Raw genomic sequence first — 13,453 nt, 5'->3', positions numbered from 1 at the left:
AGCACCGCGATCGTCCCCAGAGTAAATCCAGCACCTTTATTCCTCCACAAGAATTTAAATGACGCTTTGGGAACATAATACTTTCTGAAAAACAAAATCTAAAGGAGTATGCTAATGAAAGCAGCGGTAGTCAAAAAATTTAAAGAAAAGTTAGAACTACAGGACGTACCCAGACCCAAACCAGGACCCAAAGAAATTCTGGTCCACATTCAGGCGTGCGGGGTGTGCCATACTGATTTGCACGCTGCTCATGGCGATTGGCCTGTCAAACCGAAGCTCCCTCTTATCCCCGGACATGAAGGGGTCGGAATTATTGAAGAGCTGGGTGAGGGAGTAACACACTTGAAGGTAGGTGACCGAGTAGGTATTCCGTGGCTGTATTCTGCCTGCGGTCATTGCGAATATTGCCTGACAGGAAGAGAGACCCTTTGTCTGGATCAGCAAAATTCCGGATATTCCGTCGATGGCGGATATGCAGAATATTGTGTGGCGGCTGCGGATTATGTGGTGAAAGTTCCTGATAATCTAAGCTTCATCGAAGCTGCACCCTTATTTTGCGCTGGAGTTACAACCTATAAAGCTTTGAAAGTATCGGGTGTAAAGCCAGGTGAGTGGGTAGCCATTTTCGGTATCGGAGGATTGGGCCATCTTGGCGTTCAATATGCAAAAGTGATGGGAATGAACGTAGTGGCCATCGACATGTCGGATGAAAAAATGGAGCTTGCCAAACAACTTGGCGCAGACAAAACCGTAAACTCATCAAAAGAAGATGCGGCAGACTGGATTCAAAAGGAACTCGGTGGAGTTCATGGTGTTGTTTGTACTGCGGTTGCCAAAAAGGCATTCGACCAGGCCTATCGTGCCATTCGTCGGGGCGGTACCTGCGTCATGGTTGGTCTGCCCCCTGAATCCATGGATGTTCCGATCTTTGATACGGTATTAAATGGTACAAAGGTAGTCGGTTCGATTGTCGGCACCCGCAAGGATCTGCAGGAAACATTACAATTCGCTGCGGAAGGAAAAATCAAAACGATTATTGAAACACGTAAATTAGAAGATATTAATGAGATCTACGATCTTATGATAGAAGGCAAAATCAATGGCCGGATCGTCCTTGATATGACCCATTGATTAGAAAAAAAGAAAGGAGCTGTCCCGCCAGCTCCTTCCCCGCCTAATATACCTTCTTCAGCATCCCTATTACATCAAATGATAAATCCTTTTACTTCACAGTCTCTAATAATCTAGCCATCATTGTAGCAAATTCAGCCCGGGTAGTGCTTGCAGCCGGCTTAAATGTTTGATCTGCATAACCTGTAATAATCTTATTGGATGCGAGTGCATCAATGTATTGATAAGACCATGCATTTCCACTAACATCTTGGAATGACGTATTTCCGGTACCTGTTAACTTGAACGCTCTTGCAATTAGAGCTGCCAATTCCCCACGGCTGATCTTCTCATCCGGACGGAAGGTTCCATCACCGTATCCGTTCATCAAGCCTGACCCGGCAGCTGCACCGATATACGCATTAGCCCAGTGAGTTGCAGCTACATCTGTAAAGCTGCTAACCCGTCCTTCAAGTCCCAGGTAGGTTGTGATGACCTTAATGGCTTCAGCGCGGGTCAAACCTGAATCCGGACGGAAGGTTCCATCTGTATAACCTGTCAGTAATCCCTTGGCAATCAGAGCGTCAATGCTTGCCTTGGCCCAATGGTTAATGGTATCTGCAAAGCTAACTGTATCTTGAGGTGCTGCCGGTTCCGGAGCAGGAGTTACTGCACCATTATCAGGGCTTGGAACAGCCGGGCTTGGATTGCCTTGAGCCGGAGGAGTTACCGGTCCAGAGTTGTCTGAATTTGATACGTATCGAAGGGCTGGAGCATAGGCTGTAAGTAATCTGGCTTGCGTTTGCTGCTCCAGAGCATAGCCCATACCCAGAATTTCAGCATCATCCCACGCTCTTCCAACAAGCTGCATAGAGATAGAATAGCCGCTATCGTTCGTCCCTACGGGTACAACTACCGTCGGAAGTCCCACATTGGAGGTTAATACGCCCGTGCCACGGTCAGAGCTTAACTGAGATGCTGCTGCGTCATTGTTATACACGTCACTAATAAAACCTGCGTACACAACGGCATCAACGCCATTCTCGTCCATCCAGTTCTTAATAACTTCCTTATAGTCCGTTCTATACTTAATGTAATCTTGTACCGCCTGTTCAGTCATACGGGTTGGAGTACTATATTCTCTTTTATTATAGATAAGCACCTTGTCTGAAGCCAGTACACTTGCTCCATCAATGTAAGGGAACTCCTTATGAAGTTCAATATAACGGGCCCAGCCTTCAGTAGATCCATTAATACCTGATGGACGACTCGGCGCTGCAGGTACGGCAGACATTTCAACCATTACCGCACCGGCTGCTTCAAGCTCGGAGAACTTGTCCATTACTGCCTGTCCGGTATCATCGTCAGCAAACGCAGATACAAAGGATGCCGGAATATAACCAATTTTCTTACCCTGCAAGGCGTTGGAATCCAGAGATTCCTTCCAGTCAGCCGGACGCTTGTGATCGGCATCTGCAGTCACTGTAAAGATATCCTGCGGATCCGTACCCGTTGTAGCGTTTAATAGAATAGCCAGGTCAGTGACTGTTTTGGCAATCGGGCCTGCATAATCCTGTCCCCAGGTGAGTGGAATTACACCCGTAGTACTTGCCATACCGTCTGTCCCGCGGAAGTTGGTTAAGCTGGCGCCTGTAGATGGCGCATATAGCGATACCCCTGTTTGCGATCCCATTGCTGCTGCTGCAAAATCCGCTGCAACAGATACTGCTGATCCGCCGCTTGAGCCAAAAGAGGTTTTGGACGGGTACAGCGCGTTCCAGGTTTGCTGCCAGCCGCTCTCGCTAAAGCTTCCGCTGTTCGCGAACTCGGATGTATTCACCTTACCAATGATTACAGCCCCGGCTTCTCTAAGCTTAGCAACCTGGAAGGCATCAGAATCAGGCTGCCAGCCCTCAAGGGCCTTGGAACCGCCTGTTGTCGGCATATCTTTGGTATCATAAATATCTTTAATTGCAATCGGAATACCCAGCAGATCACCTGTTGCACCATTCATACGTGCATTATCTGCTGCTCTGGCCTGGTCCAGCGCAGTTTCAGATACATGAAGGAAGGCATGGAACCCTAGCTGACCCTCATCGTATGCCTTGATCCGATCCAGATAGGCTTGAGTAATTTCTACAGAGGTAGTCGTCCCGTTCCTCAGATCCCGCTGCATTTCGGCGATTGACTTGTTCGTAACATCATATGCGGATGAAGTCACAAATTCTTTGGCTGCGGGAGCCTCCGGAATAACCAGCTGATCTCCAGTATCAAGCCCCTCTATAGCAGAGATATCCCAGTTGCTGATTGAACGGATTTGTGCGTTGGTCAATCCACTGACATCCAGCTGACTCTGAAGTCCATCCAGCATAGCAGCGATATTCTTCAGCCCTTCTTCACCAGGCTCTCCAACCTGTACGTAATGGACCAGAGACTTCGACTCACCTGGCCGGATGTTCATAGTATTAATGAACCCATAGAAATTCGCTTCATTTCCGGACTCAGCGAGCGGTGTAGTGAACGGGTCCTTTTGCTGATTTCCCAGGCCGGTTAATCCATTATTAAAGGGTTTCGGAGAACCGACTGCAATACCGAGCGGCTTGTTGTTTTTGGCACTGCTGTCTACAACAATCCATGAATCGTCTGTAGTTACCATTTGATCTCCAGAGTAGGTCGCCTTTACTACTGAAGCATTTGTTGTTGTGCCATATCCTAAAGAGCCGCCGAAAGACACGTTAACTGTTACAGCTTCATTGTTTACATTAGTGAATGTATCAAAGAATCTCGTTCGATTATGAATCGTGTCTACATATACCTCACGTGTTACTGTGACATTTCCCAGATTTACAGACTGAGCCGAAGTAAAGGTATTCACTCCATCGTATTTCAAGTTGAATCCGCGCATCATTTGCCCATTCATCCGTGGAGCTGAAGGGGAGGACACCTTAACAAAGATATTGCCGAACCCTTGTACTTGTGTAGTACCGACTGTACGTAAGCTTCCTGTATCCAGGCTAGGGGCAAAGGCATCGTGAATCTCCCATACGGTGCCGCTTTCTGATGTCACCCGGGTTAGGGCATCCGCTGTTTGAAACGGAATGACTCCTGAAGCAATAACAGATAACGTAATCGAAGCAGCGATAAGCTGCTTTTTACCCCGGTTATTGGAGGCTGGTGAATTTGCAGGGCCATTGGAACCGGATTGATTTCTTATCGTTTTACGCAAACGTTTCATTTTACTCATAACGGTGTATCTCTCCTTATCCTATGTATATTTTTTATGTTAGAAAACATAACATATTTATTTTTTCATAGTCAATAATTATATTAAAATTTAATAGATTATGCGTTAAAAACAAAAAAACGGCCAATTTTTATGCCTAATTTATAATATATTTCCTGAATTTATGTTGTTATATATATCTTAATGTGTAATATATATGGTATTTATTCGCGCCGTTTCATCCAGAAGTTTGAAATTGCCATGCCTTGCGTGCGCCACAAAACAAGAAACAAGACCCTGCAAAACCGCAGGATCTTGTTTCTGTTTGTTACTGTCTCTTTATGTCTTTTTGAATCTCTCTATTGCAAATCCTTCCACTTCGCGACAGTAAGCTGCACCGTCTGCGGTCCGCCCGAAGGCGTCATTGTGCGGTTCGCGATGTCGGCTCCGCTGGGCGCAGTCTCCACGCTGGTCCAATCTCCGCGCGTGAACTTGTACGTGATCGCCGTCCCCGCCGGCAGGCTCAGCGTAATGCTATACGTACCGTCGCTTCCCTTGGTCAGCAGGTAAGCCGGGTCGGCTGCATTCCAGTTATTAAACGAACCCGAGAGGTAGACAGGCCCGCTGCTTGGCGTCGTTCCTGGCACTGTCACCTTGAACGTCACGCTATCCGCTTGCGGATCGCCTGCGTACAGATTGCCGTTCACGAGACTCCACGTTCCGCTATTGAAGTGATAGTTGGCTGTACCGTTGTTATCCCAAGTGCTGCCTCCATTATTAAATGCTGCCGTTAATCCGGTCGCCGTGCCCAGTTGAACCGTCACTACGCTATAATCCGCATAGGCAGAGGCGGTCATCTGCACACCTGGCGGCGTCGTCCATGTGGTGGAGCCGTCCAGCTTGTAATGAATGTACGGGTTGCCGAACGAAGCATTCTTGTAGTAAATCGTAACGGAGTTAGTGTCAGCAGTCGTCACCAATGCCGCTATGCTCGCAGCCGAAACATTGCCGGCTGCGTCGAATGCTTTGACGGAATAGCTATACGCCGTGCCGGCAACCAGACCGGAATCGGAATAGCTTGTGCCTGTTGCCGTTCCAACCTTCACACTGTCCCGGTACACCTCATAGCCCGTCACAGCTACATTGTCCGTAGACGCATTCCACGTCACCGTTGCTGTAGAAGCCGAGCCTGCCGTCGCCGCCACATTCGTCGGCACGCTCGGAGCCTCGAAGTCTGGAGCCGACAGCGGTGCCGGGAAATCTTCGACAATTTGCCCGGCGTTAATAGTAGATACTCCGGAGTAGAGCGTATAATTTTGACCTGCATTATTGTCCCAATTACCGTTACCGTCGTTGAAGGCGCCTCTTCCGTAGATGCGATCGGGTCCCGTATCAATCACGCCTTTGCTATACCCGGGAAATTCGGACGGTGTCAGAGGTATGTCCTTCCATATTTCAGTCGTGCCGACTGGCGAGAGCGTGTAGTGAAGATTAGGCGTCTTGAAGCTCGTTTTATAATAGACAATAATTTTATCTGTGCTGGCCGGGGTTACCGTGACGACATTGCTGTCAGCCGACGAATTCCCCGCTTTATCTACCGCCCTCACCGTATAGGTATACGTTATATTGGGATCGTACAACCAGGCTTTGAGCGTTCTTCCGGTAGTCGCCCCGAGCGGCACGCCGTCTTGATAGACGTAGTAGCTCTCCGCATCCCCGCTAGGCGATGCCTCCCAGGTTAATCCCGCGTTGCTCCGTGCAACGTAAGGAGCCCACAGTCCTGTCACAGCAGACGGACCTGTGTAGTCTCCATACACGCTTACAGTCATACTGCTGGAACTGGCTTGTGGAACGCTCACGTTGATTCCCGTATATTTGTAGTAGCGATCGCTATTTGGAGAAGTAAGCGGAGTGAAGCTCGTCCCGTTGCCCGCATAGAAATACGGATTGTCCACGCTTAATTCCTCTAAATCCACGAGACGCCGAGCATCGTCATAGTTGCCGCCCATGCTTTGATCGATATGCCAGATCGCAACACCGCCATGAACATTCAAGCTGCGATCGTAGCCTTCGTGTTGACGGTTCTCCAGCATGAAATATTGGTTAGGGTCCTGTGTCGGGATCTTGACGATATTATAGGAGCCTGTTCCTGTTGAATTCAGCGTATACGATACGCTCGAATCGGATCGGGCGGTAACCACGTCGGCGAAGCCAAGCATATACTTGCTCCATGCATCCGGATGAACCGGAGTCGCTCCCAGATATTCGCCTGCCATGCTCCCCCAACTGCCATAAGACATCAGGCTATGATTGCCGATGCCGCTTGAGCTTCCATCTGTGTCATAGAGATCCGGCAGACCCAGCATGTGGCCCAATTCGTGGGAGAGTACGCCGATGGTTGACTGATGGTCGGCATGCCGCTCTCCTTGTTGTGTATAACCCGCGCCCTTATAACCGACACATACCTTCTTGCCGTCAAGAACCGGGGCACCCGTATCCCCCAGACTAGTGAAATGCGCCCATACAGACTGGGTTGCAGACGAACCGTAAGACTGTTCGTATCCGGCCAGAATCGTAACGACCTTAAGCTCATCGTTCTGAATATAGCCGTCTCCGTCGGTATCGTAGCTTGCCATATTGATGTAGGGATCAGCGGCACTCAGTGCTTCGACAACCGTTCCCGCCCCCGAGGTATACGCGTGATTGAGATGAACCTTGATGATTCCGTCGTTAGCCGTCCCTGCATTCTCAGTGGCAGGAACGAAGTTCAGGCGACCCTGGGACACCTCGCGATAGTAATCCTTGACGCTCCGGTTGGTCGTGCCGAAGAACGTCTGGCTCCACTGCGATTCGGAGTATTGCAGACTAATATCACTAAATTCAATTAGCAGGACAAGGATCGGCTGCGTTCCGGTCGTAGCATTGTCATCCATTCCGAAGAAAAGGCCGGGTCCGCCTGCTCCCGCTGCTCCGGAAGCTGCAGCATCATCACTGAGAGAGGGTGAAGCTTCATCTGCCTTTAACTGACCCGTCCCTAGTGCCTCCTCAGCAGTGTCCAATACCTCTGAGTGCTCTTCGATCCATAGATCCATGTCCTTCTTATACTTAACTGCTTTGGGCTTACTATCAATTTTGACTCTGGCGGAGCTCGGCTTTAGTGTGCTGGAACCCAGATCTGCATAATTCCAATACCCCTTCTTATCCCGAACGATGATTTCGTCATCGGACGTAACCGCCCAATTTAATCGCTCATCCCCCTGCAGCCTTGCTGTAAACGTTTCACCACTAGGCTGCTTGAATACCTGCAGCTCTGTTCTGGCTGGCGCCGCAAACATGATACTTCCCACGCAGAGCATGACAACAAATAATAAGGCCGATGTAGCAATAATTCGATAACCTTTCATTCGCCAACTCTCCCATTCTGTTCACTTTTCGTGCAAACGTTTGAACACAAAAAAGAATAGCATGAAAGTACCCGTAAATATACCACTTTTAGTTTATTTATGTTAAATAAGTACTTTAGCCCCGTAATATTCCTCTATTACTCTGCATATACGCAAATTACTCCTGCCGGTGTTTCTCCTAAAACTTGCCCCTGCATATACTACGGTTCACCGCATCATGCATATCGCAAAAAAAGGAAGGAGCTGTCGCGCCAGCTCCCCCAGCGCCCAACCGAATTTATAAGCCGCAAGCATGACCAGATTTAACCCCCAGAAACCCATATTGGGCGGAAAAAAATAATAAGTTACGTCTGGATATAAAATCATCGAAATGGAACCGAAGATCGCGGCAATCACGATATGCAACAACTCTAAGCCGACGATAACGGTTACCCTGAATACATCAGGACAATAAAGTAGATCCAACCGGGAATGAGCATTAAAACGCCCGTCAAGAAAGGGAATAGCAGGTGGCTCGGCTATTTTGGGACAACGTGTAAATGGTGTTCCATTCTAGGATAGAAATCCAATGTGCAGGAAAATCTAACTTTCATAAAAGAAAGGAAGGGATACTGACTCCATGAATATGCCAACGCTAGCGCCACACGAATCGATGGAACTGCATGAAGCGTTAAACTTCAAAACGCTCTGCCTCGCGAAGTCAAAACTTATGCAAGGCTTGGTCTTTGACCAAGAACTGAAAGCGTTAATGCAGAAGGACGTCATATTATCCACGCAACAGATCGCCGAGCTCCAGGCCATCTACGCAAAAGCTCCATTCCAGGCGCCTGTTCCGAATAGTCCAACACCTATCACTCATTAAAGGGGAACGCCAATGAACACCGATTATTTAGACCCGATTAATTCACTAAATATGCCGGAGATGGCAGATATGACATTTGCCATGGATTTCCTTATTCGCGCCAAGGAAGGCGTGCGAAATTTGTCCATCGCCCTGACGGAAACAGCTTCTCCCGATGCAAGAGCGCTGCTGCGCAATCATCTTATGCAGGGAATTGCACTGCACCAGGAAATCACGGAGCTTATGATTCGCAAAAAATGGTTCCATCCTTATGAGCTTAATGAACAGTACCAACTCGACCAGCTTTCAGCGAATAATACAGTGATGATCGGGCAGATGAATTTGTTCCCGGATGATACATCGCGTAAAGGGATGTTTGATCGGACCCCAGATGAACATATTGGAGGACATAACGCATGAAGGCGGTAACGTATCAAGGGATTAAGAATGTCGTGGTCAAAGAGGTGCCAGATCCGAAGATTGAGAAACCGGACGATATGATCGTAAGAATCACCAGTTCCGCCATTTGCGGGTCTGACCTTCACCTTATTCACGGAATGATTCCTAACCTTCAAGAGAATTATGTCATCGGACATGAACCAATGGGGATCGTAGAAGAAGTGGGCCCAGGAGTGACCAAGGTAAAGAAAGGCGACAGGGTGATCATCCCTTTCAACATCGCTTGCGGAGAATGCTTCTATTGTAAGAATCATCTGGAAAGCCAATGCGACAATTCTAACGAACATGGAGATATGGGTGCATATTTCGGCTACTCCGGAACAACCGGTGGTTATCCTGGCGGGCAAGCCGAGTACTTACGGGTTCCGTTTGCCAATTTTACTCACTTCAAGATTCCCGAAAACTGCGAACAACCGGACGAAAAGCTTAGCTTGATCGCCGATGCCATGACGACAGCATTCTGGAGCGTAGATAACGCTGGCGTCAAGAATGGAGATACGGTCATCGTGCTCGGCTGCGGTCCGGTCGGACTTCTGGCCCAGAAGTTCTGCTGGCTGAAGGGAGCGAAGCGGGTCATCGCCGTGGATTATGTCGATTACCGCTTACAGCATGCGAAACGAACAAACCATGTGGAAATCGTAAACTTCGAACAGGACAAGAATATTGGCAACCACCTCAAGGAAATGACCAAAGGCGGTGCCGATGTCGTGATTGATGCGGTAGGAATGGACGGCAAGATGAGTGATCTCGAATTTCTGGCCAGCGGTTTGAAACTGCAAGGCGGAACCATGAGCGCATTTGTCATTGCGTCTCAGTCTGTACGTAAAGGCGGTACCATCCAAGTCACCGGGGTATACGGGGGACGCTATAACGGATTCCCCCTCGGCGACATCATGCAACGCAACGTGAATATCCGCTCCGGACAAGCCCCGGTCATTCACTACATGCCGTATATGTATGAGTTGGTCACGTCGGGCAAGGTGGACCCTGGAGACATTGTTACTCATGTCATTCCGCTCAGCGATGCCAAGCAGGGTTATGAAGTGTTCGATACCAAAACGGATGATTGCATTAAAGTCATCTTAAAGCCTTGAATATGGATAGATACACGGGGGGGACAACCTGAATGAATTCTAATTACGCTTTGCATGAGATGCTCGAGGTCCGTGAAATAGCTGCGTTTAAGACGGTTTGCATAACTAAATCCAAGACCATGCAAGCTCTGGTAACCGACCCGGAGCTCATGCAAATTTTGCAACAAGATGCGACATTATCACAACAACAGCTTCAGGAACTCGGTGGAGTTCTATCTAAAGTGACTGTATAGGAGATAAAAAAATGAACCCAATATTAGAACACTTGACCGGTCTTCATACGCTGACCGATGACGTGATCGCAATGGATTTTTTGATGAACGCCAAGAGCGGTGTCAGAAACTACGCCATGGCTGTAACCGAATGTGCCACCCCCGAAGTCAGGGAAATTTTGATGAAACAGCTCGGCGAGGCTATAAATTCCCATGAAAAGATAACAGACTACATGATGCAGCGGGGCCTTTACCACCCCTACCATATTCAAGAGCAAATTCAGCTTGATCTGAAAAATATTCAGACCGCTATGAACATTCCGTCCTGACGCCATATTCGTCGATAGCTGAAGCGGCAAGTTAAGGCCATCCTTTCTGGGATGGCCCTTTCGCTTTGCTCAACTATCGTATGCTTAGGACTAACGGTACTTTTTCTTTACTGGTATCCAGATATCGGGAACCACTCAGTGATCCTTATTAGCCAACAACTGAATGCGCTCCACATCCTGGCTGAATTTTTTGGCCAGGCGGGCTTTGCCGAGGTTGGATTTTACGATTTTCTGCATCCGCTTGTCATCTGTCACCGCGAATTTGGCGAGTAGCTTGAAGCCGGCCCCGGGGGCGCGTTCCACGAATACGCTGAGTGCGTATTCCAGGCCTTTGGACAAGACGCGGAATTCCTCCGCGCCGTAGCGGGTCTGTCCGGCGGCAATCTGATCCAGAATGGCTTCCGACAGCTCCAGCGCGTACAAAACATGGGCCTGCTCATTCAGCATCGGCGGGTGGGCCAGGGCGGCAATAAAGGCCCGCTGCTCCAGCGCGTTAGCCGTCCCTTTCATACCATCGAACAATGCTTGTAGCGCGCTGAAGTCCTGCTCTCCGATGCGCTGCAGCGCCATCGCCGCCGCTTCGCGCATCCGCCAGCGGCCGTCATTCATCGCCGCCCGGCAACGCTCCAGAATAATCTGCCGGCGGGCAGGCTCGGCATAGCGGAAGTAGCTGCCCATCGCCTGGAGCGCGCAGAACGGCAGGAACTCGCGGGGATCGTCCTCTGGCGCCTCCGCTTCCGGCTTCCCGCTCCACTGCACAAGCAGCTCCCAGGCTTCGTCCGTCACCCCATCCGAAGCGAAGGCATCCGCGAAGGCGGAAGCCGCCCCCAGATTGGCCCGCGGACCCGGCAGGTTCGATTCATCCAGCAAGCGCTGCTCAAGCTGCGCGAACTTACCGGCCTCCTGAAGATCCCCATAGAAGACGTTCTTTGTCACTTTGCTGTTCATAGTACCCCTCCATCATTTAGGAAAAGAACAACGAAATAAACTAAATGCCTCAACGATGCGATTCATAAACTTAAGTTATCATTTAAAGCAGCTTAATGATCTCTCCCAGCTCATCGACCAATCCTTTGGCAAGTTCAAAATTGTTATCTTTTAATGCCAACTCTATTTTCATTTCAACCGACTTTTTCTTTTGTTCTGTTTCCAAATAGTCTCGATTAAAGTGACTCGCATAAATCATCTGTCTAAATTTTCGCATGCTCATCTTTCTAATCTTCTTATCGCCAATGATTAAAACATAATCCATACCATTTACAACCGAATAGAAATCATGGGAAACCATCAGAATCGCACCTTTATAGTCTTCGATGGCTTTCTCCAGTGCGATCTGTGCATAGATATCCAAATGACTGGTCGGTTCATCAAGAAGCAGTACATTGGCTTGACTGGCCGCCACTTTGGCTAGCTGAAGCATATTCTTTTCCCCGCCAGATAACAATCCGATCTTCTGATCCATGATTTCGCCTTCAAAACCATAATGTCTAAGATACGCTCTAATCTCATCATAAGTGTTAAACCCGGCATCAATGAATTCATGGAGTATGGTATTCGAATCCGTTAACGTTTCGCCTTGAAGCTGGGATAAATAAGCCACTTTCACATCAGCATTTATCTTAATTGAATCATGATTATTTTTGAAGATTTCTCGGAGCAAAGTCGTTTTCCCGGTACCGTTTGGACCGATAATGGCTACTTTATCTGTAGATTTTATTTCAAAGTTAACATTTTCTAAAAGCAGCTCGTCAAAGGCAACGCTATAATCATCGACCTTTACAACAACGGTATCTTCAATTTCATTATTAATGCCAAATTTAATATTCGGTTGCTTAATATCAACAAACGGCGCTTTAATTCTACGTGCTTCCAATCTTTCTTGAAACTTCACTCTGGCTTTTAACGCTCTGCCTCTTGAAGCTTCTGAATTATAAGTCGCGATCGCTCTAAGATTATCGATGATGCTGTCGTATCTCTCGATCTCTTCTGCTTCAGCGACTGCGATTTCTTGCAGCTCAATTTTGGTCTGCAGCAACGAGAAATTATATTCGATATACCGCCCGTCAAACTCTTGGAGCTCCGTGTTTTCAAGGTGAATGATTTTGTTGAAGCAATGATTGAGCAGATATCTGTTGTGCGTAACGACCAGCAGCATCCCTTTGTGGGAATTGATCAATTTTTTAAGCCCATTCAGGTTTTCAAAGTCTAAAAACACATCGGGTTCGTCCATGATCATCAAATCAGGACTGCTCAACATTTCTTTGATGACTTGAATAAGTTTGAATTCCCCGCCGCTCAGAGCAGATACGCTAAGGTCCTTTAGCTTCATGAGGTTGGCCAGGTTGAGCTGCTTATTGATGTTATTTTCGAAATTATCCCCATCCAACGAATCGAATGCGTCCAAAGCCAATTGAAGCTTTTCCAACAGCGATTCCATGTCCGATGTGGTTTCCATTTCAGCATAAGTCGACGTGATTTCAGCTTGGAGCTTAATAAATTTTTCTCCGATATATTCAAAAACGGTCATTTCTTTATTTTGCTCGACTTGCGAGAACTGACTGACATACCCGATTGTACAATCCGGGTCGATCTCCAATTTGCCCTCGAATAAATGTCTCTCCGGGTCCATGAGTATATCGATCAGCGTGCTTTTCCCACTGCCGCTTGTTCCGATAAAAGCGCAATGTTGCCCCTCTTCAAGCGTAAACGAAATGTCCTGATATAGCTCTTTTTGCGGAAACGAAAAGGATAAGTTATCAACTTTTATCATATGGTTACCTT

General features: G+C 48.0%; 10 protein-coding genes. 6 read left to right on the top strand and 4 right to left on the bottom strand.

Going from position 1 to position 13,453, the window contains the following annotated elements; genetic code table 11:
* The first annotated feature begins 114 nt into the window (after nucleotides 1-114).
* Entirely contained in the window at nucleotides 115-1,131 is a 1,017-nt protein-coding gene (gene adhP, locus F1379_RS19020; protein ID WP_150272724.1) for an alcohol dehydrogenase AdhP, read from the top strand.
* A gap of 91 nt (nucleotides 1,132-1,222) precedes the next feature.
* Here adhP and F1379_RS19015 read toward each other — a convergent pair whose 3' ends face one another.
* Nucleotides 1,223-4,354: an amidase family protein gene (locus F1379_RS19015; protein ID WP_239004736.1), complete on the bottom strand. Its 3,132-nt coding sequence runs from the start codon at nucleotides 4,352-4,354 to the stop codon at nucleotides 1,223-1,225.
* 338 nt (nucleotides 4,355-4,692) lie between these two features.
* Complete coding sequence (locus F1379_RS19010) at nucleotides 4,693-7,737, bottom strand: M6 family metalloprotease domain-containing protein (protein WP_150272722.1); 3,045 nt, start codon at nucleotides 7,735-7,737, stop codon at nucleotides 4,693-4,695.
* A gap of 619 nt (nucleotides 7,738-8,356) precedes the next feature.
* Here F1379_RS19010 and F1379_RS19000 point away from each other — a divergent pair.
* The 5 genes from F1379_RS19000 to F1379_RS18980 are packed head-to-tail and all read left to right on the top strand — an operon-like array spanning nucleotide 8,357 to nucleotide 10,672.
* The gene (locus F1379_RS19000; RefSeq protein WP_150272720.1) at nucleotides 8,357-8,599 is read left to right on the top strand and encodes a spore gernimation protein GerQ; all 243 of its coding nucleotides are present in this window, start codon (nucleotides 8,357-8,359) and stop codon (nucleotides 8,597-8,599) included.
* Between the two features lie 12 nt (nucleotides 8,600-8,611).
* Complete coding sequence (locus F1379_RS18995; protein WP_150272718.1) at nucleotides 8,612-8,998, top strand: spore coat protein; 387 nt, start codon at nucleotides 8,612-8,614, stop codon at nucleotides 8,996-8,998.
* On the top strand, nucleotides 8,995-10,131 hold the full coding sequence (locus F1379_RS18990) for a zinc-dependent alcohol dehydrogenase (protein WP_150272716.1): 1,137 nt from the start codon (nucleotides 8,995-8,997) through the stop codon (nucleotides 10,129-10,131). The genes F1379_RS18995 and F1379_RS18990 overlap by 4 nt, the downstream gene beginning before the upstream one ends.
* Before the next feature lie 32 nt (nucleotides 10,132-10,163).
* A complete protein-coding gene (locus tag F1379_RS18985; RefSeq protein WP_150272714.1) occupies nucleotides 10,164-10,364 on the top strand; it encodes a hypothetical protein in 201 nt (66 codons plus the stop codon).
* An 11-nt stretch (nucleotides 10,365-10,375) separates the two neighbouring features.
* The gene (locus tag F1379_RS18980) at nucleotides 10,376-10,672 is read left to right on the top strand and encodes a spore coat protein (protein WP_150272712.1); all 297 of its coding nucleotides are present in this window, start codon (nucleotides 10,376-10,378) and stop codon (nucleotides 10,670-10,672) included.
* A 135-nt stretch (nucleotides 10,673-10,807) separates the two neighbouring features.
* Here the strand turns inward: F1379_RS18980 and F1379_RS18975 are convergent, their stop codons facing one another.
* Together F1379_RS18975 and F1379_RS18970 are read right to left on the bottom strand one after the other, a co-directional pair.
* The gene (locus F1379_RS18975; RefSeq protein WP_150272710.1) at nucleotides 10,808-11,620 is read right to left on the bottom strand and encodes a hypothetical protein; all 813 of its coding nucleotides are present in this window, start codon (nucleotides 11,618-11,620) and stop codon (nucleotides 10,808-10,810) included.
* A gap of 82 nt (nucleotides 11,621-11,702) precedes the next feature.
* Nucleotides 11,703-13,442 (bottom strand): ABC-F family ATP-binding cassette domain-containing protein, encoded by a 1,740-nt coding sequence (locus F1379_RS18970; RefSeq protein ID WP_150272708.1) that lies wholly within the window; start codon nucleotides 13,440-13,442, stop codon nucleotides 11,703-11,705.
* Between the last annotated feature and the right edge of the window lie 11 nt (nucleotides 13,443-13,453).

Source organism: Paenibacillus tepidiphilus, assembly GCF_008635795.1.
Taxonomy (GTDB): Bacteria; Bacillota; Bacilli; order Paenibacillales; family Paenibacillaceae; genus Paenibacillus_AQ; species Paenibacillus_AQ tepidiphilus.
Note: the sequence above shows the minus strand (reverse complement) of the source record. Positions and strands in the feature narration are given on the sequence as shown.

Bases quoted from the DNA above. Each gene is read 5' to 3' on its own strand.
- adhP (WP_150272724.1), top strand. From the start codon at position 115: ATGAAAGCAGCGGTAGTCAAAAAATTTAAAGAAAAGTTAGAACTACAG.
- F1379_RS19015 (WP_239004736.1), bottom strand. From the start codon at position 4,354: ATGAGTAAAATGAAACGTTTGCGTAAAACGATAAGAAATCAATCCGGT.
- F1379_RS19010 (WP_150272722.1), bottom strand. From the start codon at position 7,737: ATGAAAGGTTATCGAATTATTGCTACATCGGCCTTATTATTTGTTGTC.
- F1379_RS19000 (WP_150272720.1), top strand. From the start codon at position 8,357: ATGAATATGCCAACGCTAGCGCCACACGAATCGATGGAACTGCATGAA.
- F1379_RS18995 (WP_150272718.1), top strand. From the start codon at position 8,612: ATGAACACCGATTATTTAGACCCGATTAATTCACTAAATATGCCGGAG.
- F1379_RS18990 (WP_150272716.1), top strand. From the start codon at position 8,995: ATGAAGGCGGTAACGTATCAAGGGATTAAGAATGTCGTGGTCAAAGAG.
- F1379_RS18985 (WP_150272714.1), top strand. From the start codon at position 10,164: ATGAATTCTAATTACGCTTTGCATGAGATGCTCGAGGTCCGTGAAATA.
- F1379_RS18980 (WP_150272712.1), top strand. From the start codon at position 10,376: ATGAACCCAATATTAGAACACTTGACCGGTCTTCATACGCTGACCGAT.
- F1379_RS18975 (WP_150272710.1), bottom strand. From the start codon at position 11,620: ATGAACAGCAAAGTGACAAAGAACGTCTTCTATGGGGATCTTCAGGAG.
- F1379_RS18970 (WP_150272708.1), bottom strand. From the start codon at position 13,442: ATGATAAAAGTTGATAACTTATCCTTTTCGTTTCCGCAAAAAGAGCTA.